Origin of the sequence: Rhodopirellula islandica, from assembly GCF_001027925.1 — a bacterium.
GTDB lineage: Bacteria > Planctomycetota > Planctomycetia > Pirellulales > Pirellulaceae > Rhodopirellula > Rhodopirellula islandica.
In genome coordinates this window covers 22,593-49,461 of sequence record NZ_LECT01000055.1, presented here as the reverse complement: position 1 = coordinate 49,461, position 26,869 = coordinate 22,593, and the positions used below count along the sequence as shown (strand labels likewise).

At 56.4% G+C, this 26,869-nt stretch carries 20 protein-coding genes and 2 pseudogenes; 6 read left to right on the top strand and 16 right to left on the bottom strand.

The window, feature by feature from the left end; genetic code table 11:
- Nucleotides 1–85: 85 nt before the first annotated feature.
- The 3 genes from RISK_RS27255 to RISK_RS27245 all read right to left on the bottom strand — a co-directional run bounded on the left by RISK_RS27255 (nt 86) and on the right by RISK_RS27245 (nt 2,426).
- Nucleotides 86–1,321, bottom strand: coding sequence for a hypothetical protein (locus RISK_RS27255; RefSeq protein ID WP_236696764.1), 1,236 nt, complete (start codon nt 1,319–1,321; stop codon nt 86–88).
- Nucleotides 1,322–1,440: 119 nt separating this feature from the next.
- Nucleotides 1,441–1,938 (bottom strand): GNAT family N-acetyltransferase, encoded by a 498-nt coding sequence (locus tag RISK_RS27250; protein ID WP_047817496.1) that lies wholly within the window; start codon nt 1,936–1,938, stop codon nt 1,441–1,443.
- Nucleotides 1,935–2,426, bottom strand: a complete 492-nt coding sequence (locus RISK_RS27245; RefSeq protein ID WP_261340238.1) for an RDD family protein — start codon at nt 2,424–2,426, stop codon at nt 1,935–1,937. Before RISK_RS27245 ends, RISK_RS27250 begins: the two co-directional genes overlap by 4 nt.
- 397 nt (nt 2,427–2,823) lie before the next feature.
- Between RISK_RS27245 and RISK_RS27240 the strand changes: the two genes are divergently transcribed.
- The 4 genes from RISK_RS27240 (at nt 2,824) to RISK_RS27225 (ending at nt 11,976) form a co-directional block, all read left to right on the top strand.
- Nucleotides 2,824–5,790: a PDZ domain-containing protein gene (locus tag RISK_RS27240; protein ID WP_236696763.1), complete on the top strand. Its 2,967-nt coding sequence runs from the start codon at nt 2,824–2,826 to the stop codon at nt 5,788–5,790.
- Between the two features lie 82 nt (nt 5,791–5,872).
- Nucleotides 5,873–7,741, top strand: a complete 1,869-nt coding sequence (locus RISK_RS27235) for a sulfatase (protein ID WP_047817494.1) — start codon at nt 5,873–5,875, stop codon at nt 7,739–7,741.
- 111 nt (nt 7,742–7,852) lie between these two features.
- On the top strand, nt 7,853–9,616 hold the full coding sequence (locus tag RISK_RS27230; protein WP_236696762.1) for a hypothetical protein: 1,764 nt from the start codon (nt 7,853–7,855) through the stop codon (nt 9,614–9,616).
- Nucleotides 9,617–9,690: 74 nt separating this feature from the next.
- Nucleotides 9,691–11,976 (top strand): right-handed parallel beta-helix repeat-containing protein, encoded by a 2,286-nt coding sequence (locus RISK_RS27225; RefSeq protein ID WP_083435211.1) that lies wholly within the window; start codon nt 9,691–9,693, stop codon nt 11,974–11,976.
- 115 nt (nt 11,977–12,091) lie between these two features.
- On the opposite strand, the gene RISK_RS27220 is transcribed toward RISK_RS27225, so the two are convergent.
- Nucleotides 12,092–12,616 carry a hypothetical protein gene (locus RISK_RS27220; RefSeq protein ID WP_047817493.1) on the bottom strand — a complete coding sequence of 175 codons (525 nt, stop codon included), beginning with the start codon at nt 12,614–12,616 and terminating at the stop codon, nt 12,092–12,094.
- Between the two features lie 349 nt (nt 12,617–12,965).
- Here RISK_RS27220 and RISK_RS32395 point away from each other — a divergent pair, with 349 nt between their 5' ends.
- Nucleotides 12,966–16,070, top strand: coding sequence for an autotransporter outer membrane beta-barrel domain-containing protein (locus RISK_RS32395; protein WP_160311513.1), 3,105 nt, complete (start codon nt 12,966–12,968; stop codon nt 16,068–16,070).
- 204 nt (nt 16,071–16,274) lie between these two features.
- Here the strand turns inward: RISK_RS32395 and RISK_RS27210 are convergent, their stop codons facing one another.
- The 12 genes and pseudogenes from RISK_RS27210 to RISK_RS27160 all read right to left on the bottom strand — a co-directional run bounded on the left by RISK_RS27210 (nt 16,275) and on the right by RISK_RS27160 (nt 24,990).
- Nucleotides 16,275–16,964, bottom strand: coding sequence for a hypothetical protein (locus tag RISK_RS27210; RefSeq protein WP_261340237.1), 690 nt, complete (start codon nt 16,962–16,964; stop codon nt 16,275–16,277).
- On the bottom strand, nt 16,898–17,071 hold the full coding sequence (locus tag RISK_RS33305) for a hypothetical protein (protein WP_236696790.1): 174 nt from the start codon (nt 17,069–17,071) through the stop codon (nt 16,898–16,900). The genes RISK_RS27210 and RISK_RS33305 overlap by 67 nt, the downstream gene beginning before the upstream one ends.
- Before the next feature lie 36 nt (nt 17,072–17,107).
- A pseudogene (locus RISK_RS33430) lies at nt 17,108–17,188 on the bottom strand (four helix bundle protein); the annotation flags it as partial.
- A gap of 91 nt (nt 17,189–17,279) precedes the next feature.
- A pseudogene (locus RISK_RS33425) lies at nt 17,280–17,399 on the bottom strand (four helix bundle protein); the annotation flags it as partial.
- Between the two features lie 1,062 nt (nt 17,400–18,461).
- On the bottom strand, nt 18,462–18,977 hold the full coding sequence (locus RISK_RS27200; RefSeq protein WP_150122726.1) for a hypothetical protein: 516 nt from the start codon (nt 18,975–18,977) through the stop codon (nt 18,462–18,464).
- A gap of 640 nt (nt 18,978–19,617) precedes the next feature.
- Nucleotides 19,618–19,953 carry a hypothetical protein gene (locus RISK_RS27190; RefSeq protein WP_150122725.1) on the bottom strand — a complete coding sequence of 112 codons (336 nt, stop codon included), beginning with the start codon at nt 19,951–19,953 and terminating at the stop codon, nt 19,618–19,620.
- A gap of 38 nt (nt 19,954–19,991) precedes the next feature.
- On the bottom strand, nt 19,992–20,423 hold the full coding sequence (locus tag RISK_RS27185) for a hypothetical protein (RefSeq protein ID WP_047817488.1): 432 nt from the start codon (nt 20,421–20,423) through the stop codon (nt 19,992–19,994).
- A 189-nt stretch (nt 20,424–20,612) separates the two neighbouring features.
- The gene (locus RISK_RS27180; RefSeq protein WP_047817487.1) at nt 20,613–20,990 is read right to left on the bottom strand and encodes a hypothetical protein; all 378 of its coding nucleotides are present in this window, start codon (nt 20,988–20,990) and stop codon (nt 20,613–20,615) included.
- 42 nt (nt 20,991–21,032) lie between these two features.
- Nucleotides 21,033–21,602: a hypothetical protein gene (locus RISK_RS27175; protein ID WP_150122724.1), complete on the bottom strand. Its 570-nt coding sequence runs from the start codon at nt 21,600–21,602 to the stop codon at nt 21,033–21,035.
- Between the two features lie 1,692 nt (nt 21,603–23,294).
- The gene (locus tag RISK_RS27165; protein WP_047817484.1) at nt 23,295–23,711 is read right to left on the bottom strand and encodes a hypothetical protein; all 417 of its coding nucleotides are present in this window, start codon (nt 23,709–23,711) and stop codon (nt 23,295–23,297) included.
- Nucleotides 23,712–23,805: 94 nt separating this feature from the next.
- Nucleotides 23,806–24,186: a hypothetical protein gene (locus RISK_RS32025; RefSeq protein WP_150122722.1), complete on the bottom strand. Its 381-nt coding sequence runs from the start codon at nt 24,184–24,186 to the stop codon at nt 23,806–23,808.
- 567 nt (nt 24,187–24,753) lie between these two features.
- Nucleotides 24,754–24,990: a hypothetical protein gene (locus RISK_RS27160; protein ID WP_150122721.1), complete on the bottom strand. Its 237-nt coding sequence runs from the start codon at nt 24,988–24,990 to the stop codon at nt 24,754–24,756.
- Between the two features lie 331 nt (nt 24,991–25,321).
- Here RISK_RS27160 and RISK_RS27155 point away from each other — a divergent pair, with 331 nt between their 5' ends.
- Nucleotides 25,322–26,740, top strand: coding sequence for an arylsulfatase B (locus RISK_RS27155; protein WP_047817580.1), 1,419 nt, complete (start codon nt 25,322–25,324; stop codon nt 26,738–26,740).
- Nucleotides 26,741–26,869 lie beyond the last annotated feature (129 nt).

Genomic DNA, 26,869 nt, shown 5'->3' with positions numbered 1-26,869 from the left:
TTTCATGACGCGACGAGTCGGATGGATTCGCTGTGCCGCTTTTCGAATCTTTCGAGTCGTGTTGACAAAGAGCATTTCGCTCCAGTCAGAGGTTGTTGGTCAAGCGGGATTTCCAGTAAGCACCCTGGTGATAAATGATCCCGCAACTGGAGTTGTGCGAGTAATCGGTGTTCCGGATCAGGTCCCGCAACCGTTGCTTTTGTTCAGAGGTCAGGATCGGGGCTTCCACCATCAATGGCACCATGGCCGCTTCACCGGCTTCGCGTGTGAGCTGCCACACCTCTCGGTATTTTCCCCACTGCGGGTTGGCATATTCGTTCTGGTTGATCCAGCGGTCGACGTGACGCCAGTCCGGCCCCAGCATTTTCATTTCTTCCGCGGTCTTGTGCGTGAGTTGGACTGCGACGCGAGCCGAACGTTCTTCCGCGATGCTTGCCAGGTGTTGCATCACGTCTTGGATTTGCGATTTTAGCTTTGGATCTGGTTCCAACTGATGCAGCAGTTCCAGGGAACACTGCATTTGCAAGATCGCATACGCGGGTGTGTTTTGGTCGGGATTGGCGGATTGCTTCACCGCCTCGGCGACGTAACGCCGCCATAGTTGGCGATACTTTCCGTCTTGGGTGACATCCCAGGCGGCGGCGTAGATCATGGGCAGTCGGGCGGCCTCGTGAGCTTGCACATTCCACATCCGGCAGATGCCCAGCGGACACCGTTGTCCATCGGCGCGGCAAAAATCGAAATCGTTCTCCGGCGTGGCGAACTCGGTCATTCGATCCGCGACCGCGGCGAGGAGTTCGCGAATTTCTGATCGTGTCGCTTCCTCTGAGAGCGGACTTCGATAGTATTTCCAAAGCCCGTGCACGCCGTGGGTGTATTGGTCTCGAGAGGAGTTGATGTAGACGCTCTTGCGATCTTCGGCGCAGACGTTTCGGGCAAGGAACCCGGGAACGCCGTGCACGGTGGCGCAGAGGTGCACGCCGCGGAACACTTGCTTCGCTGTTTCTCGCAGGGTGTCGTCGTTCGTCACCGCGTACTTGTCCGCAAGGATGCTGAGCATGGCGCCACCCAAAATCATGCCGTCTTCCATCCCCGTGCTGTAGCCACATGGGTTGGGGTACTGGCGTTGGACCTCCTCGGCGGTGGGCAGGTGTGCGAGTTCTTGCCCTGGTTCATAGCTGCTGAGATAGTCAGCAAATGTCTGCACGTCCTCTTGGAAGAATCTGCCCCAGGTGACTTCCCAGGCCTGATCCATTTGGGATTTCAAGGTGTCAGGCGGAATCAATGTGGTCTCTTGTGCCGCAAGTGGTTCGACGCTCACAAGGAGATTCCACGACGAGCAAGTCCAGAGGAAAGCAAGGAGGATTCGAAGGGCGGTCATGTCGGTTTCTCCACTGCGAAGGCTGTCGTGTTGTTCCGAGATCGGTCGGTAGAGTGATGTCAGTCAGTGAGCGATCGAATTTGCATCGAGACTGTTTTTCCACTGTCCAGCAGGCGAGTCCCGATCGCGACGAAATGAGCCGATTCGTGGAAACGGAGGGATGGTTGATTGGCTGGTTCGAAATCGATTTCCGCACAGATATTCAACGCACCCAGACGTTTGGCCTCGTCGAACGCTCGTGAATACAGCACGCGGCCGATGCCAAGGCCTCGGAACTCATTCGAGACCACGACCCGATCGATGTAGACAAAGTGATCGTGGCGTTCTGAGAACCATTGAAAGTTGCCGTTGTCGTATGCCGCGCCGGCAGGTATCGCGAGCAGGAATCCGGCCAGCCGACCATCGATTTCCGCCGCGAGTTTCAGGCTGCTGAGGGCGTGCAGCGTTGCAAATCGTTCCGCATCCATGGGGCTAGTGAGTGCAACAACAGCCTCGTTCAACTCGACGACCGCGGCAGAGTCCTCGATGGTCAAATCGCGAATCAGAAGACCGTTCATGAAACTTTCCGGGGGCGCACAACGCGGGGGTAAGACGGAGCCATTCCAGCGGCGAAGTAGCGGGTCAGGTGGACGGGCGCGGTGCCTTCCGGTTGTGCTGTGGCAAGCACGACATAAGTGCTGCAGTAGCAGTCACGCAACGATTGTTGTTCGGAGTCGGCTCCCAACCAAATCAGATCAAGGATGAAATTGAAGGGGCCAAAGATCCACATCAGCATTCGAAGCGTCATCCTGGTCAGCGACGGTCGCGATCCGCGCGTGTCAACGATTCGGAGACCTGCCAATCGGTACCCGATCGTGCGAAGCCAGGAACGTTTGATCACCGTCATGTAGATCCAGATGATTGTGACCCAAATTGCCAAGTGGAGCGTCTCTGGACTTCGGTTGGTTTCCAGGACGTAGAACAGCAGCGCCAGCAGGATCCAATTCGCGATCCCGACAAGCGTCAAAATCGCTCCGTCAACCATCATCGCGAACAAGCGACGGATGAAACCGGGGTACGAATGGGGTGCGAAGTAAACACCCTCGCCTAGCGAATTGTCGATGGGGACGGCCCTCGTTCGATTGCGAAAAATCGTCGTGTGGATTCACTCGATTGGGAAACAGGGAAAACATCGAGGAACACGGGAAACGCAGCGTTCGCCGAGAGTATAGCGGTCCGCCGGAAGCTGTCGGGTGGCTCCATCGGGGAGAGTGGAAAGGCAGGAATCTTGGAGACGTGGCTGGTATGCTTGGGTGGAACAGTGGTCCGGTAGCGTTCGTTTGTGGCCGCGTTCTTGTCTTTGTGTGTCGCAAATCATTTCCAGGGCGTCGCATTGGCCTGTCGAGTTTTGAGGTGGTTGGATCATGGTGCTTGCTCGGCGGAATCCTTTCTCATTGAAAATCATGATGCAATCTTCTCGGTCGCGAATCTCTCGGGCAGCTTTGGGGCTGTCGCGAACGTTTCTCACGTTGACGTTGCTGTCATTGGGAATGCAGTCGGCAAACGCACTCGATGTGTATGTCGACTTGCAAGGTGACGACGCCAACGATGGCTCTCAGTCGGCGCCGGTCGCTTCGGTCGAGCGTGCGCGCGAGATCGCCCGGCCTTCGGTGGGGAAAGAAAACGTGACCGTTTGGATCGGCGATGGTGTGCACCATCTGCCACAAACGTTGATGTTTGAATCGGGCGATTCGGGATCGGCGGAACATCCGGTGGTTTATCGCGCCGTGAACGAAGGTCAGGCAATCTTGAGTGGCGGCTCACGGCTTGAGTTGAACTGGCAACCGTTTCGTGATGGCATTGTGCAAGCCAACACGACACCCGGGCTGGTGATTGACCAACTGTTCGTGGGCGGCCAACTGCAACGCATGGCCCGCTATCCCAACTACGATCCATCCAAGACGACGCAAGCGTATCAAGGCCGCGTTGCGGACGCGTTTTCAAAGGAGCGTGCGGCACGGTGGAGTGACCCAAGTGGTGGTTTCATTCACGCCATGCATCGGGCTCGTTGGGGCGGGTATCACTACCGGATCACTGGCAAAGATTCGGATGGCAACGTGACCTTCGAAGGCGGTTGGCAAAACAACCGGCCATCTGGCATGCACGCGGACCAACGGATGGTTGAGAACATCTTCGAAGAACTGGATGCACCCGGCGAGTGGTACCACAACGCGAAAACGAACACGTTGTATTTTTACCCTGGCCCAGCGGTGGACTTGAAGGCGGCCAAGATTGAAGTCGTTCGGTTGCGACACTTGATCGAGTTCCAAGGCACCGAGCAACTTCCCGTTCGACACATCACGCTGAACGGTTTTGTCTTCCGCCATTCCGCCCGCACGTTCATGGAAACCAAAGAACCGATGCTGCGTTCGGACTGGACGATCTATCGCGGCGGTGCCGTGGTGCTGACCGGAACCGAGGATGTCGCGATTGCCAATTCGGAGTTCGATCAGGTCGGCGGCAACGCGATCTTTGTGAACCACTACAACCGCCGGGCGCGGATCTCCGGTTGTCACATTCACGATGCAGGTGCCAGCGGGGTTTGCTTGGTGGGAGATCCCGACGCGGTGCGAGATCCTTTGTTCCAGTACGGTCACAAAAATGATTTGACGAAGGTGGACCGGACGCCAGGTCCAAAGACCAACAACTACCCGGCGGATTGTGTGGTCGAAGATTGCTTGATTCATGGAATCGGCCGAGTCGAACGGCAGCCCGCTGGCGTGCAGATTGAAATGGCACAGCACATCACCGTCCGTGACTGCTCGATCTACGATTGTGCTCGAGCAGGAATCAACATCGGCGATGGGGCTTGGGGTGGCCACTTGATCGAAGGCTGTGATGTCTTTGACACGGTCCAGGAAACGCATGACCACGGGTCCTTCAACTCCTGGGGACGCGATCGCTACTGGAGCAGTGATCGTGGTGCCAGCCAAAAGGTCATCGACGCCGAACCGAGCTTTCCGTTTCTGGATGCGGTCGAAACCACCGTGATTCGAAACAGTCGCTGGCGATGCGATCATGGCTGGGACATCGACCTGGACGATGGCTCATCGAACTACGACATCACCAACAATTTGATGTTGGCCGGTGGTCTGAAGTTGCGAGAAGGGTTCCGGCGCCGGGCGTGGAACAACATCACGCTCAACAACGGATTGCACCCGCACGTTTGGTACAACGACAGCGGCGACGAAGTCTTCGGCAACATCTTCATGGCGGCACCGCAAGGAGCACGGATGCCAACCAAAACGGCCAAGGGAAAACGAGTCGACGGCAACCTGTACTTTGCCAACGCTCCTGAGATAAAAAATCGCTATGCGAGTTTCGGTTGGGATGTGAATTCGATCGTGGCGGATCCAAAATTCATCGATCCGGCAAAGGGCGATTTTCGCGTCGAGGACGATTCTCCCGCTTTGAAAATTGGGTTCAAGAACTTTCCGATGGACCAGTTTGGTGTGCAGAAGCCTTCGCTGAAAAAGATCGCGAAGACGCCTGTGATTCCGGCATTGGACGTCAAAAACTCGCTCAACAAACCTCGTTCGGACAGCGGGCGTGTGACGCGCCCACAATCGATCTACTGGCTGGGGGCGAAGCTGGATGACTTGAAGGGGGAAGAGTTCTCGGCGTACGGCGTTGCCAAAGAAGAGGGCGGCGTTGCGTTGTCGGCGGTTGCTCCCTCAAGCTTGGCGGCGAAGGCCGGTTTGCAAGAGGGGGACGTGATCCAAGGACTCAATGGCAAACGAGTTGGCAAGGGCTCGGATTTGTTGGCGGAATTTCAAGGTGCGAGCGGTTCGACCTTGCGACTGAAGGTCGTCCGCGAACAGCGAGTGATCGACGTGGTGACCGATTCGGCTCCCTCTGTCGTTCTTGAAAGCTTTGAATCACCTGCCGCAATCGAACAAGCCCACCAGGAGGCGCCCGCGGATGCGAAGGTGAATGCCAATCATCCTGTTCGTGACGCACCGCTTCCGTCGCTCACGGATGGCAAATTGGAAGAAGGCTATGGCCCGGTGTTTGCAAACGGAGTCGACTCCGGTGCGTATCGATTGGATCTGGGAACCGTTCAAAGTGTGGTGTCGATTGTGAGTTGGTCCACGGATCGAAACGGTGTCAGGGGAGCACAGAAACTCACTTTGTATGCGAGCGATTCGGCATCGGATCCCGGATGGAACGTTGAGGATCGGTCCCGATTCACCCCGCTCGTGTCGGTCGACACAACGAGCCGGAAACACGGCAGGTTCAACTCGGTTGGGTTGCGATCCAAGGACGGTCACACGCTCGGCCGCTTTCGCTGGATCGTTTGGAAGGTCCAACCCGTCACCCAACGAGGTGAAAATACCGCCTTCCAAGAATTGCAGGTTCAAACGCGGTGAGCTCAGGGCGTTCGTCGTCTGCAACCGTTGAGATCCGACAAGGTATCCCCTCCATCTCCCTCCCCATCTGCGGTGAACCCTCATGTCTCGCTTCCTGACATTTCAGGCATTGGCCACGTGCACCTTCTTCTATGCGGTGGGCTGGGCTGCTTCAGCTTTCTCGCAAGAGCGTCCCGAGAAGCCGAACGTTGTGTTGCTGCTGGCCGATGATTTGGGATGGCAGGACGTCGGTTGTTACGACATCGACGAACCGTGTCCCTATGAGACACCCAACATCGATCGGCTGAGTCAGCAGGGCGTCTTGTTCCGACAAGCGTACTCGCCGGCACCGACATGCGCACCCTCGCGAGCGGCCATTTTGTCGGGCAAGCACCCGGCAAAGACACAGAAGACGCACGTCGTCGGAGGTGCCCCCCCGTCGCCGCACACCAAGAACTCGACCCTGATTTCGCCCTGGTACAGCGGTCGAATGAAGCTGAGCGAAGTCACGATCGCCGAAGCGCTGCAAGGAAATGGGTATCGGACGGGACACGCGGGCAAGTGGCATGTCGCGATCAATCACTTCGCATTTCCGCAACCCGAGGATCAAGGGTTCGATTTCACTCGGTCCGAACGTGGGGTGACTCGGTCCATGCGACCAAACCGATTGACTGGATTTGCGACCGCAGCGGACGACGACCCCTATCAATTGGATGAGGACGGATTTCCGTTCCATCAAAATGTGACGGACGCGATGTCGTTCATGGACGAAGCCAAAGCGGAACCGTTCTTTCTGTATCACGCGACGTACTTGGTGCACGCACCGATTCACACACGATCGGAAAGGTTGTTGCGGAAGTATTGCGAGAAGATGAAGGTTCCGTTTCCGACGGATCCAGAGAAATGGGAACTCGAAGGACAACGCAATCCGTTCTACGGCGCGATGGTCGAAATGCTGGACCACTACGTGGGGAATGTGCTGAGTTACCTCGATTCGACCGAAGACCCGCGTTGGCCAGGGCACAAACTGATCGAAAACACGTATGTGATCTTCACCTCGGACAATGGCGGGATGGAGCGGCATCCGGGCGAGGTCATCACTGACAACTACCCGCTGGACAAAGGCAAGATCAACGCCAAGGAAGGCGGCGTCCGTGTGCCGTTGATCATTCGCGGGCCTGGGATCGCAGCGGGAACGGAATCGGATGCGATGGTCAACGGTTTGGATTTCTATCCAACGATCCTGGCGTGGACTGGAACATCCCAACCGACACAACAGCGTCTTGATGGAGCGGACCTGTCGTCGTTGCTTGCTTCTGATCCGAAAGACGCGTCTTTGATCGTGGATCGCGACGGCAGTCCTCGCGATTCAATGTTCTGGCATTTCCCGCACTCGTCGATGCAGTCCACCCTTCGCGTGAGCGGCTACAAGCTGATTCGGAACTGGTCCGATGTGTTGCAGGACGGCAGCAATCCGCTGGAGTTGTATCGTCTCTACGACAAGCGGAACCAACGCGTGGACATAGAGGAGTCCAACAATTTGGCGGCTGAAATGCCGGAGAAAGCAGCGGCCATGAACGAAGCGTTGCAACGGCGTCTGGATGAAACGGCCGCGAGTCCACCATTTCTGAACCCGACTTGCTCGCGCCGCTTACCCCATCAAGACAAAGTCTGTGAGGTGTCGGATCATGGACGGGATGGGAATATCGTGTGGGTGAAGTTTCGAACGCACGGGGCGAAGGTGGTGAAAGCCAATCTGATTTACACGGACAATGGAGGCGAACGATACGAGGAATGGTATCGGTTGCCCGCTGAAATTGCAGGTGATCGTGTGCAGGTTGAGTTGCCCGGAAATGTGACTCACTTCGTTTTCAACCTGATCGACGAGAACCAATATCTGGTCAGTTTCCCGACGATGAAATTTGGAAAGGATTCGTCGGAACCGTATTCGAAACGAGCGATTGCGAATTAGCGAGACGATGATGTCTCCCTGTCTGAGTCTCTCCGTTCTCATCCTTCCTGCCCATCAAATACCAATCCGATGAAGTCCTGTCTTCGTTCTCAATGGGTGTCGATTCGTTGCATGCTGTTGGCTCTGGTGGTTGCTTGCTGCGGCGTTGCGGATTCAGTCTCAGCTCAGTTGGACGAGACGTTGCCTGGGCCACCGCAACTTCGAAACCGGCAATGGACAACGCAAAGCCTCCGATCCGTCGAACCGAAGTTGGATGTGTTTCCAGCCTCCACCGTTGTGACTGAATCGGTCAGCGGCGAGACTCGGTTTGAATCAAAGTATTCCCCCAGTCCCAGTGTGTGGGACGACCGGATCGATGAAGCGGCCGTCTTTCAAGTGGAAATGCAGCACCAGCAAACGCCTTCGGATTCGTTTCAGCTGCGGATGGGAAAGGGCGGTCAGATCTATTCGTTGCGAGGACCGTTTGGCGAAAGTGTGCCGCCATCCTGGAGGAGTCCCGGTGGCAAGTTGTCGCCGTGGAACGACGAGGTTTGGCAATTTGTTGCTGTGTGCACTCAGTACAACGGCATCCAGACGCAGGCCAGCAATCGGGGTCAGCCGGAGCAACGATCGACGGAGGTGGAGGCGGTCCAGAACAGGTTGAAAGAATTGGGGTTGAGCGACACGTTCTTTGTTCACAATTCGGGCGCCTACATCCCCGATTCGTCTGAGCTGAAGTCACTCTACTGCCCTCTGCTGGCATACGAGGTCGACGAAGACGCTCGTGCCATTCGAATGTTGAATTGGGGGTTGGTCCCTCAAATCCGAAGTGTGCATCGATCGCCCTTGCTCTACTACACTCAAATTCGTGATGTGGGTGATGGTGTGATCGAGATGACCTGGGTGGTGCACAATTTCAGTCAACGAGAGGACGTCGTTTTTGATCACCTCAATGCACCTTGGGGAGGCACGCGCATCAGCAGTCTACCGCTGCGGTATGTGTCTTCGCCGGAAGGAGCGTTGCTCGAGCGAGAAGGCTTTCTGAGCGAATACGGCACGGTGAATGTCCGCGAGACCGCAGGTTGGAACCTCTCGTGCCAATCCGATGCGGATGACAGTCCGAGTTTGGCGCTGGTGTACGGACGCGACAAGCATCTGGAACGCGAGTTGGAACGCAAAGCGAACGGCGAAGCGTACTGCCAGTTCACACACTCGCTGTATCGCGATTGGCGTGCGAACGAACCGCTTTACAAAACCACGTGGAAAGACTGGGCCACTCGACCGGAGAATAGTTTTCGCAACTACGACGTTTGTGAAATCATTCCTAAGCTTCGCATTGTTCCTGGTTCAACCATTTGGTTTCGCAGCTACTTGGTCGTTGGAGAAAAAGCAGCGACCATGAAACGCGCGGAATCGTTGGTGGACCACGTCGACTATGGATTGTTAAACTTCAATGCGTCTGAGTGCCCGATGACGACGGTCACACGAGAGGGAGCGACGTTCCAGTTGTTTGCAAAGCCGGTGTCGGGGGCGTTGCCAGTGTTTGAGATCGAACAGGCGGAAACCGGTCAAAGGATCTTCACCCCCGATCCTTACTACTTTGTTGAAAGCGAGTCGTTGGATTTGAATTTGCCGAGTCGGCATCCCCAGCGAGATTACTTTGCGGACGCACGGGGCTACTTTCTCGATCGAAATCACAGCAAGTGGAAGCGTTTGGTGGGCTACGCCATGGTCAAACGTCCTGCGGCCGACCTATTGATCGCGAAAGGAAATTGGGAGCGGTTGTCGACGTTGCTGGATTCGCAACCCACTTCGTCGGACAATGAGTACCATCGAGACGTCTGGGTTCGCACCGAACACACCGAATCAAAAGTTGAAACAGGATCCAACGAATGAACGGTCAACCAATTTCGGGTTTGTCGATTTCTGCCTCCAGCCTTATTCCGCAAGCCATGTTTGTGAATCGCCCCATGGCTGCATCGCGTTGGTTGGTCCTCTTTGCCGCCTTTTGGGTTTGTGGCCACGTCGTCGCTGAAGAGCAAGGTTTGGCAGAGGCGGTTGCTTCATCGGCGAAGGCTCAGGCGAGCGAGCAGTCGCCGGTTGTGCTTGGCCATGGTGTAGGGAACTTTCGCGTCGGAAAGTTGTTGCTGCAGGACAACTTTGAGAACCTCGATGACTGGGTCGTCCAGATCGAAGATCGCGAAGGGTTTCCCGAGGCATCCGTTCGGGCGAACGATGAGACGTTGGATTGTTTGGTTCCGGGGCGAGGCTGCACGGTCTGGTACAAGCACAAATTGTCGACCCGAATCGCGATCACTTACGACGTGGTTTGCCCCACCCATGAGCCCGCAATTCCTGGCGTGGAACCGCGAGATTTGAATCAGTTTTGGATGGCGACGGATCCGGACGATCCCGACCAGGGATTGTTCGATCCCGCCCGTTACTCAGGCAAGTTCACCGACTACGACAAGATGCATGGCTACTATGCCAGCAGCGGAGGCCGCAAAAACACGACGACTCGGATGCGGCGTTACCCGCGAACGCGGAACGGTGATGCCGTTTCTCATGTCGCACTGAATGACCAAGACCATCACCCTGGTTATCTGATTCAGCCCAACCGCAAGATGACCGTTCAATTGGTCGCCTATGACGATGTGGTTCAATACATTTTGGATGGAAAGCTGGTCTATCAATTCCGCCAAGGCGACTTGGTCGAGTTCGAAGACCACGATGAGGATGGGGGAAGTGTCTCGCGGAGCTCAGCTTTTGAATCCGATCGTTTTCCAACTTATCGAGAAGGATTCTTTGGGTTCCGGATGGTCGGAACGCACCATGTTTACTCGGGTTTTCAAGTCCACGAGTTGTTGCCCGTTGGGTCGAAGAGCGAGGAAGCTGCCGGCTCCACCGTTCGTGTGAACTCAATCGACGAACTCCGACGAGTCGCGAAAGGGGATGATCAGCAAATCGTGGTGGCTCCTGGGGAGTACTGGATCACCGACCGTCGCGGATTGGAATTTTCAGGTTCCAACAACACGGTCGAATGGACGGGCGTCAAATTGATTGTCCCCATGGATGTGGTTTCGGGGCGAAACCTGTTTCGACTGACCGGGAATGGAATCACGTTGCGTGGCGGAACCATTGAGGACACGTATCCCGACGGTTCGACGGAGGTCACGGACTATGGAAGCTACAACCACGGTCGCAAGTTTGGCGGGATGAATGAAATGGTGATCTCTGGTGACAACAACCGGGTGATCGGGATGAAGATGACCATTCGTGGTTCCTACCCGTATGGGTATGGCAACATGTTCGGCATCGGTAGAGCAGCCGTCCTGCGATTGAAGAAGCATTGCGGTATTCAAATCACCGGTGACAACACCGTGGTCGACGGATGTCAAATCAAGATGGAGGCGTTCGGGCACGCGATCTTTGTTCAAGGTGGCAATCGAACAACGGTCCGGAACACAATCGTCGAAGGCACGGTGCGTCCCAGCAACGAATGCTACACGGAACTTCATCGACGCGACTTGGCGAAGCGATTTGACTATCAGTTGCAGTGGCCGGAAGAAGTCCGTGGACTGCCGATTCCGAGAGACCACATGCTCAACTGCATGGAAGATGGCATCCGTGCGTACAAGGGTGCCGGCGAGATGATTGTTGACAACTGCGTGGTCAAGAAAGCTCGTGGCGGGATCAAACTCTACATGGCCAAGAAAGCGACCGTGACCAATTGCCAAGTGCTGGATTGTGTCATTCAGGGGTATTCATTGCCCAGTCGCGGGGTGATTGAGAATTGCAGCGGGAATGCGGCCTATGGGCCTCTGCTGTACATCCATTCTGATTCGCATTCCGGGCAGCAGATCGACTTGGAAGTCCTTCCAGCACCCCATTCGCTTGGCGACCATCCATTGGCCGCCATCAAAGGCCGGCGTCACACGATTCGTCTCTGGCAGAAGGCAGCGAAGGCTGAAACGCCACGTCCGATCATCGTTGGCTACGCGTTGCGGTTTGACTTTTTGAGCGTCGACTTTCCGGAGGTCCCGGAAGGTCACGAGACTCATTTTGAAAAACACGCACCTGAAACCTATCGCGCCGCCGACATCACACTCACCAACGAGACAGAGAACCCAGTCGTGTTGGCAAAGCTGTCCAGCGACAACCACATCACCAGTCTCGGTCCGGTGACGGATCTCGGCAGTGACAACGAAGTGAAATCAATCCAACGCACTGCCAATCACTCGAAGGAAACCCGATGAATCCAAGCGGATCGCTGGCCGCTCGGTTGTTCGGACGATCGCGGGCACCTGTCGATTGCGTGTCAACAAGTAGGCCGGATCAAGCCGCTTCGGCAGACACAGGGACATCAAAGGCTCAGGCCTCTTTGTTGGGTTGTCCAGAAAAGCGAACCCGTTTTCGGCCCCTTGGCCGCATGGTGGATTCGAGGTTGAGGCGGCGGGCGAGCGACTCAACCCAGCCCTCGTCACCGAGCGGCTTGCCGCGTTGCGCCGATAGCCGGCACGCGGCCAACTCGTTGTCCGTGAGCGGTTCGTTGACCCGCTCGACCCAACGCACAAGCCGACCCAACGGCCACGGCGAAAGCAGGCGTGGGTTGGGTTCGAGCTTTTGAAGCCACCTCCAAAGCGATCCCCAACGCCAGTCCTCAGCACGCTTGGCCAGACCCGCTCGCAAGGCATTGCGTTCGACGTACCGGCAGACAACAAAGAAGTGTTCGTCATCCTGGATCGGAAAGCTCTTGTCGCGTTGCTGATAGACATGGCTCATGCCACGGGTGTGGTAGCGAGCAGCGTCCTTGTGAAAGATCTCCGCTCGTAGATGACCGCGATTCAAGGCGTGGTGCAGTCCGCCCGCTTCGTCGGCACGAGGTGGCCGTGGCACCGTCGATCGTCTCCAAGTGCGAAACGTTACGGCGTATCCGTCCGGGTGAGCTCAACGAAGAGGCCTGCCCCCATTGTTTGCTCTTGTTGCAGGCCCCAAGGCGTGTTCCCCCGTCAGGTAGGCAGTCTTGGCAAGCTCTGTCGATTACGTTGCAAAGTCCGGCTGCACAAGACGTGATTCTTAGTCTTTCGAATCAGTCTGGTTAAGTTGATTTGATGGCGTAGCCGATGCCGGGTGAGTGAGATTGCGTCGCGGAGGTTGTCGAGGTTTTTCGGCCTCGGACTGATCCCAAAGTCGCTACCGGCGATTCCCGGTCAGAAACACAACACTCCCCAACATGAATATCAGCATGCCGAAGTTCTCGTCACGTTTGTCTCGTCGTCCGCAACTCGATAGCCCAGGTCTCGCGCCACGGCGTGCTCGGCTGCGTCGTATGCTGGGTGAGACGTGGCAAGGTTCGTGCCGTGGTCTCGCTGCGATGCTAATGGCCGGTGTTGCCATGGTCGGGCCATCGTGGGCTGGGACGATCGATGTGGCGGACGAAGCTGAGTTCAACACCGCGATCACCAACTCAGTCGCGGGTGACACGATCCGTCTGACTGCAGGCATCACGCTGACCGGCAACCTTAACAACCTAGACAAGAACCTGACCATCGACGGCAATGGTCAGACGCTCAGCGGGGCCAGTCAGTACCGTCCGTTCTTTGTCGAAAGTGGCACCGTCGTCATCGAAAACCTGACCGTCGAAAATGGCAAAGGCCAAGGCGGGAATGGCGGCGATGGATACTACGGTGGTGGTGGCGGGCTGGGAGCGGGTGGAGCCGTGTTTGTTGATGAAAATGCAAACGTTACTTTGCGAGACGTGAGCTTCCAGGGTAACAACGCGACCGGTGGAAATGGTGCCGCGTTGATTAGTCATGATGGCGGTGGTGGAGGTGGCGGATATATTGGGAATGGTTCAGCTGCTACGGGCCTCACAGGTGCCCTAGGTGGCAATGGGGGTGGCGGTAATGGGGGTGACCAAGGAAGCAATGGTTCAGCCGGCAGCTTCGGTGGCGGTGGCGGTGGCATTGGCGCAACTAGCGGCGGTGTTGGTGGCGACGGCGGCTTCGGCGGAGGTGGCGGAGGCGGCTACACCGTCAACGGCGGCGGTGGCTTTGGCGGCGGCGATGGATACTACGGTGGTGGTGGAGGAGCGGGCCTTGGCGGTGCCGTGTTCGTTCGCGAGGGTGGAACACTTCAAATTGAGAAGACCAGTGGGACAGGAAACGCCGGATTCTCAGGTGGTAGCGCTCTTGGCGGCGGGGCGGGGCCGTATTCTGCGCAAGCCGGTCAGGGAATCGGTACGGGAATGTTTCTCAACGATGTCCAAGCCACCATCAATGTGGCCAATGGGCAGGCCATGACCATCGCCGACACGATCGGCGGAAATGCCGGCGGAGGCATCGTCAAAAGTGGTGCCGGAACGTTGACCCTCAGTGGTGCGAACTCCTACACAGGCGGGACGACTGTTTCGGCAGGCGAGTTGATCGGCAATACAACTTCACTCCAAGGCAACATCGACAACGACGCGGCAGTGCAGTTCAATCAAGCGGCCGACGGCACTTATTCCGGAGTGGTCTCAGGAACCGGCTCACTGACAAAAAGTGGCAGCGAGGCGTTGACGCTCAGCGGAGTCAACACGTACTTGGGAACGACCACGGTTTCCGCCGGACGACTTGCCATCAATGGCTCGACCACCAGCGCGACCACCGTGGCTGCGGGTGCGGAACTGGGCGGTAGCGGAACGATCACCGGAGACGTGATCAACAACGGACGATTGGCAGCCGGCAATTCCATCGGCACACTCAATGTCACGGGGAACTACACGGCCGCAGACAACTCGACGATGGTGGTCGAGATCCAACCGTCGGCGGCTCCCGTCGCGGGCACTGACAACGATTTGGTTGCCGTGACGGGAGCAGCCACCATCAGCAATGTCGGCACCACGGTGCAAGTCGATGGGACGGCGGGCACCTACACCCACAACACCCAGTACACGTTCTTGACCACGACCGGTGGGTTAACAGGAACCTTTGGATCGATCACCGACAATCTGGCGTTCTTTGATGCGGCGCTGGGATACACGGCTAACAATGCTTTTTTCATGCTGACTGAAAACAGCAGCGACTACGCCAGTGTCGCCGGCACCGGCAATCAACGATCCGTCGCTGCGGCGATCGACCGCAACAGTGCGGGCGCCACCGGCGACTTCCGTGACTTGCTGGATGAATTTCGTCCGATGACGAACGCGCAAGTGCAAAACGGTTTGTCGCAGTTGGGCGCCTCGGTCAATGGCAGCAGCCAACAGGTCGGTATCCAAGGCACCAGCCAATTGATGGGCGTGCTGAGCAGGCAACTGCGAGGCAGCATGAGCCCAGGGTTCGGAGCGTCCAGTTTCAGTGGCGGCTCCGGCGGATTTGCATCGGCGCAGCGTACTGGCATCTCGGGGCCAAGCAGCAGCCCGGTGGCGGACTCGGCGATCGCATTGGTGAGCTATCAAGAAAGCGGCGGCGGATTGGCGGGCCCGTCCTATGATGGCGCATGTGACAGTCTCGGATGTGGACGTCGCAGCCCGTCTTGGTTGGGATGGACGACGGGTTATGGTCTGGGCGGATCGGCACAAGGCGACGGCAACGCGGACGGGATTCAGTATGGACTGGGCGGGGTCACGTTCGGGATCGAAAAGTTTGTCGATGATTGCACACGAATCGGTTTCTTTGGCGGTTACGTTGGGTCGCAAGTCACGACCGACAACACCAACCAAAGTCGGACGAGCAACGGCGGCAACTTTGGCACGTTGTTGACCCACGCCAGTGGCAACCACTACGGAATCGCAATCGGTGGGTTCCAGTTCGACGGGATCACCAGCGAGCGGAACATGCAAATCGGTGCCCTATCCGCAACCGCTGACGGCGAGACCGAAGGCTGGCAAACGTTCGCGTATGGTGAACGGGGCCTGAACTTGCAGTTGTCCGATGCGGTGTTGCTGCGTCCGTTTGCGGGCCTGCAATACGTCTACGCTCGTCAGAACGGGTTCACCGAAACGGGTGCCGGAGTGATGAACTTGACCGTCGACGGCAACGACACGCATTCACTGCGAAGTCTGTTGGGCGGCGAGTTGGAATTCGCCGCCTGGGCGTCTCGCGGTCTGCGGATCACCCCGCAATTGCGAGCGATTTACATGCACGAGTTTCTGGACAGCAGTACGTTGGTCAATTCGCAATTTGCCGGTGTCGGTGGCAGCGGCTTTTCATCGGAAGGTTTGGATCTCGGACGTGATTGGGGCATCGCCGGTGGCGGGTTGAGCAGCCAACTGACGGACCGCTGGTCCCTCCGTGCCGACTACAACCTCCAGTTCAACGAGCACCAAGTCCACCACGTCGGCTCGGGCACGCTGAGTTACGTTTGGTAGTTATCGCTCGACAGTTGCAGTGCGGTTACCCACGCAGGGACATCAGAGGGGCGGGCCTCTTTGTTGGGTTGTCCAGGAAAGCGAACCCGTTTTCGGCCCCTTGGCCGCATGACCGTCGCATCCACGCGAAGTCAAATCCTTATTGGTTATGTCCCGTACACGGGTTCCATTTGATTGTGGTCTGGCCTGCGAGCAATCGTTCGTTCATTCTTTGAGTCGAACGCGGACGCTTGATTCTATCGTAAAGTCGAGCTTTGACTCTTCAAGTACTTCCTGCCCGATACAACTGACCCGAAGGGTGTATTCTCCGGCGGGAAAAGGAGCCCCTTTGGGATGGCCATAGTCATCTCCGCCCGACCAATTGCAACCGTCCCATGCAAAGGTGCTCGAATACGAGCCTCTTGTAATTGTGGTTGGCGTCGTAGAGGGGAGGTCTCCAAGACCGAGATTTATTAAACGGTAACTTTGTCCATTGCCAGAGAGTTCCTCGAACGGAATGAGTCCACTGAGCCCGGGTAACATCGCATGTCCCGAATCTAGCGGAAGCGGGATTATGCCTGACACGTCACGATGAACGACAATTTGATATGCAATGGAAATTCCCTTGGTCGCCTCTTCGAGTGTGTAACTGTATTCAGCCTTCGGAAACACAATTTGAATGTCGCGACAAATACTGCGGTCATCATTGGATTCAGCTTCGACAGAACCGGGCGGCGTATCCGTGCAACCTTGGCTAAAAACGACGAGACCGACTACCAGTGCGTAAAACGCAATCAGCTTGGACATTGGAGCACGCTGCGGTTCGATTAGGGACACAACGTTTGGGATCAGCGAGCGGCGAGAGAAGACTTGGATGTCATGGAAGGACGTTGCCGCCGCTTCGTTGCATCCCATGGTTCTTGCTCGTCCGCGCCATCGTACTCGTACTCAGCGCAGCGGTACTCGTACTCGACTCCGGGCTCACCGACAGTTTCGGCACGTGCGATCAGTCGGGTCAACATCGATACGATTCGCTTGAGCATCGCCTTGAGTTTCGAATTCCGATCCGAGTTGAGGCCTTTGGTCGCGGTGAGGACATCCTGGATTGCAGCGCACTCGAGCGTTGAACCGCTCGCGATATCGAGAAAACGATTGCGGTCTTTGAGGCTGCAGTTTTCCGTTGCCTTCGGCGATATTCAGCGGGATCGATTGAGCCGCACGTAACCACTGGTCGCGAGCGTGACGATGCGGGCCTTCCAACGACCGTGCAATCTCAAACGACGATGCGACGTAGTCGATCGATAGACGGTAAACGTCGAGTCGGTCGTGGTCGAAGATGGGCTCGGTCATCAGGATTCGTTTCGAGTAGGAGTACGAGTACCGGGCTGCGCCCTGAGTACGAGTACGATTTCAGTGCCAGAACGGTCGGGATCAGCGGGTGGCGGGAGACGACATTGATCTCACCAGGAAACGCACCACCGCCACTTCGTTGCAGTACGCCCGACATGGGCGTGATCTTGTGGGGTGCAAGTCCCCCTGTACTTCGTTCCGGTTTCTTTCGAGGAGTCAGTCTACCAAATGTAGCTCTGAAGAAAGGCAGTCCGAGGCCATTCACCAAGCAACCCGGAGCAACTGCGGGGAGGTGACAAACCGTGGGGAGGAAACCTGCGAAGATGATCGGTAAGCCAGCAAAGAATCGTCGCTGGACATCTTCTCGCCAGGCCCCGCCAGGTGACGTACAGAAACTTGATACGAGGCCGACGACTCCAGGCCCGTCGCGGAGCGATCCCTTGGATCACAGTGGGCTGCTGATCGAGAAGCCGTACCGGAAGCCCGGCGGATGCCTTGATGGAGTTCTGAGCGGATGTCGATCAAGGACTCGGGCGGGGACAGATCACGTGTTCTTGAACGATCAAGGACGTCCCTTCTTCGGGGAGATCTCGATGCGTACCCGTGAGTAGGGCTTGCCCGAAAGGCGGCAACGTATGACCGTGCAGCGAGAAGTCAGCAGAGGGCATCGTAGTCGGCCCCGGTGGTCGGCGAAGGCCGGAAGGGAACGAGCAAGCAAGGTTCGACTTCCTCTCGCGAAGGAGGCGATGCCGGATGGCAATCTCTTAGCGGCGAAGCTGTCGGTCCAATGGCTTGGGGCATCGCGGCGACGCGCTGACTTGAAACTCGTGCTCGACCTCCTCGGCAGGTCGGCAGGAATGATCGGGCATAATCATGTGAGCCGTTTGGGCGTTAGCCCCGGTTGTACGTGGGAGCAACGACGCTTACCGAAACAGTCCAAATGCCGAAAGACTCCTGCCGACCTGCCTCGTGCGGTCCCGCGTGCTAGGTGGTGTGGGTGGGGGCCCGGGCAACCGGGCCCCTATCCCGATGGTTACGCCAGATTGAGCTGCGAATGAACGATCATCGTCGCGGACGTATGAAGCAAACGATCCTAATCCCGTAGCTGACAGTGAATGTCGCGCGTGGGTATTCCCTAAGTTCGGTCACGATATCGGCATCTTTTGTTCTTAGGACAATTCTATGTCGCTTCGGCTGTCCGTCCTTGTGAAGACGATGGATAATGTAGTTTCCAGTATCTGAAGTTCCTTGAATCGGCGATGGCGAATCTTCATCAATGTCAAGTTGCTTGTCGATCTTGGCGGTGTAGTAGGACAGAGCAGAACCATACGACCCGAGCCCGAGAAATCCACCGCTTAGCGTTGAAAAACTGTCGTCATCGAGATGAACGTCACGCAGCCAGATCTTCGTATGCTGAGGATCTGCATCTGCTTCGTCGTTGGGTGAATACAGCCATTGCAACCTGGCAAGATGTTTTTCAACCGAAGAGTCCTTGGCTTGATCCTCGGCGTGTGAATGCATGCCTGTGCAAACGATTAGCGTGGCAATTGTTGCGGGAATGGCGATCTGACGCATCATCTAATTCTTGGCGTAACGGTCGCGATAACCGAGTCGCGGGAGTTGACTTTCCGTTGCGAAATCGCCCGGCTACCGCGACTTCGGTTCATCGCTTGGTTCGTCCGTCATTTGGTTACGCATCTGCGGATGGAAATTGAGTGAATGTTCTCGATGGCGTGGTCAAAGCGGCAAACGAATGTGACCACACAATGCTCGGTCCCAGTTGCTGAGGCCCTTGTTTGTCGTGGCAGAGGTAAGTCCTGCCCGTCAGCGTCCAAAGCCGCGACGCGAAGGTCGGCCGCGTTCAGGCCACCGCGAGAAAATGCCATCGAAATTACCAAGCCAGACTCTCCCGTTTCGGACAAAGGAAGCGGGACTTGCGTAATTCCCGTGGTCCAACGTTTATTGGTTTTTGCGGTAACGATCCCTGACGACGACACACGAAACCTTGCGACTTCTGTTCGTGCAAGGGATGCGTCGCTGCTGACTGCCGCATCCTCTGCATTAACAGAAGAGATTAGCAGAATCAGTATGACGGATAAGAGCTTGGTCATTGGACAGCAAGTCGATAAGTAGGACGAACGACGGAAATCACGCGGTGGCGGGAGTTGGTCATCCACTTCGAGACGCTCGCCACCGCCACTCGCGTGCAATTCTCTGGTTATCCGCCGTCAACCGGGTCAGGAGGAGCACCACGATGAAACACAGCCCGAAGAGCGTCGCCAGAACCGTTGAGATACAATGCCGCTTCGCGAGAGTCTGTTTCCCCGCCATCAATAACGATCACATCGGTATCAAGCATTGCCGACCAGATCTCCCCGGCGGAATCCAATCCAGAAAAGCTAAATACAGCATTAACGCGGTAGGGACCTTTGTCTACGGGGGCCGGTGCAGTGGAGGAGGTAATGTCGCCAAATTGCGTAAACCGCAATTCGACGGGAACGATTGACGATTTTGCAACTACTGGTAACTGCGTTTCCTGTTTTGCCTCGAACACCAACTCGCGAAAAACGTTACCGGCAGAATCAATATACGCTAGCTTAAGGTTGACGGTAGCGACGTAGAGTGCGCCAGCGTCATTTGCAGCGAACGCGAATTCAAGAGCCTTCCTTCAATCCCGATATCCGGAGAAGCAATCGCCGATTCTTCTGGTGCTGCGATACCCGCCCTTACCATTGGCCGTATCATTGCCGTAAATTTCGGCGAGGGAAACAGCGACGATTGAAGCAGTTGGTTTTGTTGAAAGAGAAGGTAGGCCGTAATCAACGCGATGGCAAAACCGCCGCCAGCAACCGTCGTCGGTGAAAAGAGCAGGTTGAGCCAAAGTGCTTTCGCGACAGCGGAACGCCGAGGATCGTTTGGGTCTGGGTATTTGGTCTTCCGTGTAAGGAAGTTGCAGACAAGCGGGACCCAGCGATGCTCCTGCCGCAGCAATCGCGCCTCCAGTTCGGTGCGTTCACTGTCCATGTTCACTAGCTAAGATGTACTTTGTGCGAGATTCAGTCGGATAACGAATTGCGATCTATCCGCTGGTCAGGCGTTAATAAAGCTCAACGTTGATGGTTGAGCTGATCGCCTGACTTGCGAATAGATCGTGCGTTGAACTTTGTCGCCGCACTGGATTGGGCGGGGAAGCGAATCAGGGCGTCTGATTCGCTAGAAAGAGTCTACCAGATACGATTCTTGGTATGGCCGGGAAGCGGCAAGGCCGGGCAAGGGCAGTTGAATCGCCGGTGGACGATCTTGCTCGTGCTCCTTTGCACTTTCTACCTGAGTTTGCAGGTACCAATCGTGAAAGTCCTCTCCATAGGACTCCGCCCAGAACTTCCGATGCGATTCGCGTTGCAGGTCAGCATACCACCACGGGCAACTGTCGCTCTCTCGCCACATCAGTTCTTTCCAAGATGGCTTCGCCGTCTGAGCGAGCAGCTCCCGTCGGTCGCTGCCGCAGTGCTCACACAGCAAGTCCGGTTGATCGACTTCGCCTCCTTCTTCGTCGGCGGCAGACACATCGCGCCCAAGTGACTCGAGCAACTCCTGGCATCGAGCCGAGTAGGCACGGGTGCACGGCAGAAGTCAATCAAGGGGAAACCCGATCGCCTTCAAGACCTCCAAGTTTAAAACAGGTTGAGCGAAAGATAGCAGCAACCAAAATACGGTGCAGATTTTTCCGGATCGATCCAGCCAATCTGGCGGCAGTTGGGCGTCACTTGTTACGGACACCGCAATCCAAGCAGTTAGTCCTGCAGAGGCGGCAACCAGAGGAGAGCCACCGATAGTGAAAGGCAGATGAAGAAGAGTCACCGGTAGCGAAAAGACTGAGGCAAAGAACGAGTCCCAGCTTGTGAGCATTGCAAGCAGAGAAGCGATGCAAATCGCAAGAGTCGCTGCGCGTCCGGGAGAGCTGGCAAGCAATCTGCGGTCAGGGCGACGACGGAGAACCATAAGGCCAAGGTAGAAACTGCAAACGCAGAGCGTCATGCCGAACCCAAACCAGTTCACGGTAAGAGTGTTGATTGAGGTCCAATCCGCACCAAAAGCTGCCCATCGTCGACGGTGAAACACCAATATCGCAAAAGCGATCGAGAAAGCAGCGACCAGCGACAGAAGGTCAACAATCGAGAAGCGTTGGGACGTGTGTGTCACAGGGAAGGTTTTGGAGCGATTGCAGTCGGGTAACGTTCGCTGGCACCGGACGGCGAGAGTAATATCAACCATCAAAAAACGCGGGCTCGCCGCTCTGTGTGCAGTACGCCCGGCATGGGCGTGATCTTGTGGGGGGCAAGTCCCCTGTACTTCGTTCCGGTTTCTTTTCAAGGAGTCAGTCTACCAAATGCAGCTCTGAAGAATAACGGTACGAGGCCGTTCACCAAGCAACCCGGAGCAACTGCGGGGAGGTGACAAACCGTGGGGAGGAAGCCTGCGAAGATGATCGGTAAGCCAGCAAAGAATCGTCGCTGGACATCTTCTCGCCAAGCCCCGCCAGGTGACGTACAGAAACTTGATACGAGGCCGACGACTCCAGGCCCGTCGGAACTCGTAAGGTGCCAGCGGGAACTCGTAAGGTGCCAGCCACTTTGTGAATTGGGCAGGGCAGGGGAGGACATTTCGTTGGGCGGACGATGGATTGGAAGCGGTTGCCCCGGTTTTCGATCTTTCCCACAGGCCTGGCTGACGACGTCGAGGACATTGGCCTGGTGGTGTTGCCGTACAAACGCAGCAGAGAAGAACAGTTGGTCTCAACTGTCCTGTCGGATCATGCACGAACGCGAGTTCGGCGGTTGCTTCGAGACTGCTTAGCTGAAGCAGGCGGCCGCTTGGACTTGACCGCGATGGTGGTGACGACTCGGAAAAGGGGACGGGGGTCAATTGGCGTGATGCGTTGTTTTTGACCCCCGTCCCCTTTTCTTGGCCCGCTGACGCGTCGGGTTGTGAAATTCAGTTCCAAAGCAAATCCTCGCTGACGCGTCGGGGTAACCGTTCACAAGTCGGTGCAATGATTTTGCAAATCGATCTTGTTTTGGATCACCGTTTTCGGTCCCAATACTGGCATGAGCGAGATCCCGCCAGAACTCGGACTCGGAAAAGGGGACGGGGGTCAATTGGCGTGATGCGTTGTTTTTGACCCCCGTCCCCTTTTCTTGGCTGTACTTAGTTCCGGTTTCTTTCCCGACGAGGCAGTATACCAAATGTAACTCTGAAGAAAGACAGTACGAGGCGAGGGCAACTGCGGGGAGGTGACAAACCGTGGGGAGGAAGCCTGCGAAGATGATCGGTAAGCCAGCAAAGAATCGTCGCTGGACATCTTCTCGCCAAGACCCGCCAGGTGACGTACAGAAACTTGATACGAGGCCGACGACTCCAGGCGATCGGGCTGCTGACCGAGAAGCCGAACCGGAAGAAAGAGCGTAGGTAGATCAAGCACTTGGGCGGGGACAGATCACGTGTCCTTGAGCGATCAAGGACGTCCCTTATTTGGGGAGATCTCGATGCGTACCCGTGAGTAGGGCTTGCCCGAAAGGCGGGGCGGAATGCGGTAACGTATGCCCGTGCAAAGAGAAGTCAGCAGAGGGCATAGTAGCGATCCGCCGAAACCAACGGCGACGCGAAGGCCTGAAGGGAACGAGCAAGCACGTATCGACTTCATCTCGCGAAGGAGCCGTTGCCGTATGGCAATCTCTTAGCGGCGAAGCTGTCGGTCCAATGGCTTGGGTCATCGCGGCGACGCGCTGATTTGAAACTCGTGCTCAACCGCCTAGTGCGGTCCCGCATGCTAGGTGGTGTGGGAGGGGTCCCGGGCAACCGGGCCCCTATCCCGATCGGGATTGTTCCCCGTTTTCATGGTCGGTATCGTCGTGAATACAGTTCGGTTACGCCTGTGTCGGCGTCCAAAACAGTCGCATCGGTCACAGTCAACGATACAAGTTGCAACGTTCGGTATGACTGCGAGTGATTTTCGTCGGTGATGATCAGATCGCCAGCGTCGTCAATGTACCATTGCCCACCAAGTGCAGCCTCCTCGTGAATGCCACCGCGCTTCGTGCCTTCAGTCCAAAGAACGCCCCCATTGCTGCCGAAGGAATAATTCGCGATGCGCTTCTGGTCCTGAAGCTCGTATCGCCAGTTTTCGGTTTGGAGATGGTTCCATGAAACAACTGGTGGACCATTCGCCACAGACGGTGCCGTTGGACCGCACCCCGTGGGCACGGTGAGCAGCCAAGCAACGACGGTGATCATTGTCGTGTAGCGGGACATTCAGTATTTACGATCGGGGAACGGCGGGCATCACGGGGCACGGAAGGTTGACTATCCATTGCGAAAAACGCCGCAAGCCGTGCTCCCGTGCATGTCATTGTTCTGCCTGCACGTCCCACGGATCACGAGTCTCTACGTCGCAGTTCGATAACGCAGACATTAATTGTTGTATCGCTGCATCAGGCAATCCGCAATGAGAAACGTCTAAACGTTGGAGGCGTGTGAGAGAAATCAATGATCCAACGGATCGGTCGGTCAGTTTTGTACTGCGAAGTGAGAGTTCGGTAAGCCGTTCGCAATTGGCCAAGTTAGCGACACCTTCATCGTCGATGTCGGCGCCATGAAAGGAAGCAGAACGCAAATCGGTCCATCGACCGACGATAAGCATACTCTTGTTGGTCAGCGGACGACCCTGAACACGAATGTCCTGGACGTTACGTAGCGGGGCGAGTAAAGCAAAGGAATTGTCGTCCACGTCAGATCGTGTTAGGTCAAGCGATGTGAGTGTCGGGATGCGTCCCGCGATCCGCAGCACTGGTGCAGATGAAGGGCATCGTTCGTCGAGCGTCAGAATACAGGGAAGCTCAGTGCGTCGATCCGTGACTCCACAAAATAGGAGATAGGGAACTCCGGTAATGCCTAAGTCGGTGTGACGAAGTGCAACGCGCCCTCCAAGTTTGCGTATGCGTTCAGCGTCGGCAAGGTATCCAAGCGGTCGAATGGTTGCCGCGATCCAGATTGCAGCAAACGCGGTTAACGCTAGAAGCGAAGCCAGTCGGAATCGAATGAAGCGTTTAAGTCGCAGCATACGCGATCCGATTCAATGGCAGAACAATAGATTCAACCCTGCTCAGTAGGGTCGTATTCGGGAAATCGCGTGATACGGGGCAAGTGAGTTGGGGTGTTTGACCAATATCACTCAACTCACTCGCGTGTTGGAAATCTTAACGGCTGCGCGTTGCTGCGGCAATGTTGCCATTCCAGGGTGTCCTTCTGATGACACCCGCAGGCTTCGAGATGGCCGTGGCATCGGCGGATGATGTCAGTGAAAGTGACCAAACATGGTTTCCGAAGTGGCTTCGGCGGGATGCCGGCAGACAACCAAGAAGTGTTCGTCATCCTGGATCGGAAAGCTGTTGTCGCGTTGTTGATAGACAGGGCCCATGCCACGGGTGTGGTAGTGAGCAGCGTCCTGGTGAAAGATCTCCGCTCGTCGATGACCGTGATTCAAGACGTGGTGCAGTCCGCCCGCTTCGTCGGCACGAGGTGGCGTTGTCACTTGCCGAGGCATCACTTGGCAATGGCACCCCAGTCAATTGGTTGCTCTGTCAATTGGTTACCCTGTCAATTGGTTACCCAGTCAGTTGGTTACCCAGTCAGTTGGTTACCCTGGGCGGTGTTGACGGTGACAACGAAACCTGACGCGGCACGCCGGTTCACCGGGGTGGTCCGTTGAGTGAGCGAAACCGCTTGGGGTGCGACGTTGCTATCTTGGTGTGGAGAAGGATTGGCGGCGGGACAGCAAAGTGTTTTTTGGGAAGATGGGAGAGGGGATGGGCATGGGGAATCGACTTCGAAATCTCTTTCACCAATGCGCGTGCGTTGTGCGAATGAAATGTCCACTCGCAGTCACTCTCGGCGTTCTGATGGCAGGGGCGGATGTGTCCGCCGAGCCCAATGACGAAATCCAATCACCGCACATCATTCACATCGTCGCGGATGATTTGGGGTGGAATGACGTCGGCTTTCACGGCAGCGACATCCGTACGCCCAACATCGATCGGCTGGCCAGTGAATCGGTGATTCTCAACCGGTTTTACGTGACTCCCATTTGCTCGCCGACTCGCGCAGGCGTGCTGACTGGTTTGTATCCGTTTCGATTTGGAATGTGGGGTGGTGTGGTCTCACCGACGAAGCGACATGGCTTGCCGCCGGAGCTGGAAACAATTCCAGAGCGTCTTTCGAAGCTTGGCTACGAGCATCGAGCGATGTTTGGCAAGTGGCACTTGGGGCTGGCGTCGACTTTGTTTCATCCGCTTCGCCATGGGATGACGGAGTTTTACGGCCACTACAACGGTGCGATTGATTATTTCCGTCGCGAACGTTTTGCCGAGTTGGATTGGCATCGCGATCACGACAGCGTCCAAGAGGAAGGTTACTCGACGGATTTGATTGGTGACGCGGTGGTGGATTTCATCGATCGGAACGCGAACGGAGGGCCGGTGTATGCCTACGTGGCGTTCAACGCACCGCATTCACCGCTGCAGGCGAAGCGGTCGGATCTTGACGCCTACGGTTTCGATCCGGATGGAAAGTTGGCTCCCAATACCGACCGCAAAATCGCGAAGCGGGAGAATGCATTGAACTATGGCGATCGCGGCAAAGGCAATTCCATTCGGCAAACGTTTGCGGCGATGACGACCGCAATGGATCGCCAGATTGGACGCATCTTGGATGCGATCGATCGGAATGGGATGCGAGAAAACACCTTGGTCGTCTTTCACAGTGACAATGGCGCCGATCCCAAGCATGGTGGGAGCAATGAACCACTTCGGGGGAACAAGTTCACGACGTGGGAAGGCGGCGTTCGTGTGGTGGCCGTGATGCGTTGGCCTGCTGTTTTGCCTGCGGCTGCGAAGTTTGATTCGGTTGCCAGCTACGTGGACCTGTGGCCGACCATGGTGGCGGCCGCGGGCGGTTCGCCCCCCGGACAGCTCGATGGCGTGAACCTGTTGCCTTGGTTGACCGGGAAGGCACCCCGGCAGGAGCGAATGATTTTGTTGGATGCGAGCACCGTCGTTTCGGACCGATGGAAGTGGAAGGACGGCGAGTTGTTCGATTTGCAGCGGGATCCGAATGAAACCCAGTCGGTTGAGGATCCAGACCGGGATGTGGTCCGTGGTTTGGAGGAATCTTCAAAGCGATTTGCATCACTGGTGGGACCTGCGTTTGAGTCCCAGCTGCCGGTGCCAGAACGTTGGCCGCCACGGGATTGGAAACTGCCTGAGGAGTCACCGTCGATTCGCTGAAGAATGGAACGGTTAGTCGATCTGGAGTGCTCGGTTTGGATATGAAGCCGCAAAGGATTCGAAATGCCCCTTTGCGATGCTTTGCGGTGGGAATCGACCGGGGAGATTTGACGGGTGAATTGGCAGGGG

Coding starts and splice junctions, on each gene's coding strand:
- RISK_RS27250 (WP_047817496.1), bottom strand. CDS start 1,938: ATGAACGGTCTTCTGATTCGCGATTTGACCATCGAGGACTCTGCCGCG.
- RISK_RS27240 (WP_236696763.1), top strand. CDS start 2,824: ATGATGCAATCTTCTCGGTCGCGAATCTCTCGGGCAGCTTTGGGGCTG.
- RISK_RS27235 (WP_047817494.1), top strand. CDS start 5,873: ATGTCTCGCTTCCTGACATTTCAGGCATTGGCCACGTGCACCTTCTTC.
- RISK_RS27230 (WP_236696762.1), top strand. CDS start 7,853: ATGCTGTTGGCTCTGGTGGTTGCTTGCTGCGGCGTTGCGGATTCAGTC.
- RISK_RS27225 (WP_083435211.1), top strand. CDS start 9,691: ATGGCTGCATCGCGTTGGTTGGTCCTCTTTGCCGCCTTTTGGGTTTGT.
- RISK_RS32395 (WP_160311513.1), top strand. CDS start 12,966: ATGCCGAAGTTCTCGTCACGTTTGTCTCGTCGTCCGCAACTCGATAGC.
- RISK_RS27210 (WP_261340237.1), bottom strand. CDS start 16,964: ATGGGATGCAACGAAGCGGCGGCAACGTCCTTCCATGACATCCAAGTC.
- RISK_RS33305 (WP_236696790.1), bottom strand. CDS start 17,071: ATGTTGACCCGACTGATCGCACGTGCCGAAACTGTCGGTGAGCCCGGA.
- RISK_RS27200 (WP_150122726.1), bottom strand. CDS start 18,977: ATGATGCGTCAGATCGCCATTCCCGCAACAATTGCCACGCTAATCGTT.
- RISK_RS27185 (WP_047817488.1), bottom strand. CDS start 20,423: ATGGACAGTGAACGCACCGAACTGGAGGCGCGATTGCTGCGGCAGGAG.
- RISK_RS27165 (WP_047817484.1), bottom strand. CDS start 23,711: ATGTCCCGCTACACGACAATGATCACCGTCGTTGCTTGGCTGCTCACC.
- RISK_RS27155 (WP_047817580.1), top strand. CDS start 25,322: ATGAAATGTCCACTCGCAGTCACTCTCGGCGTTCTGATGGCAGGGGCG.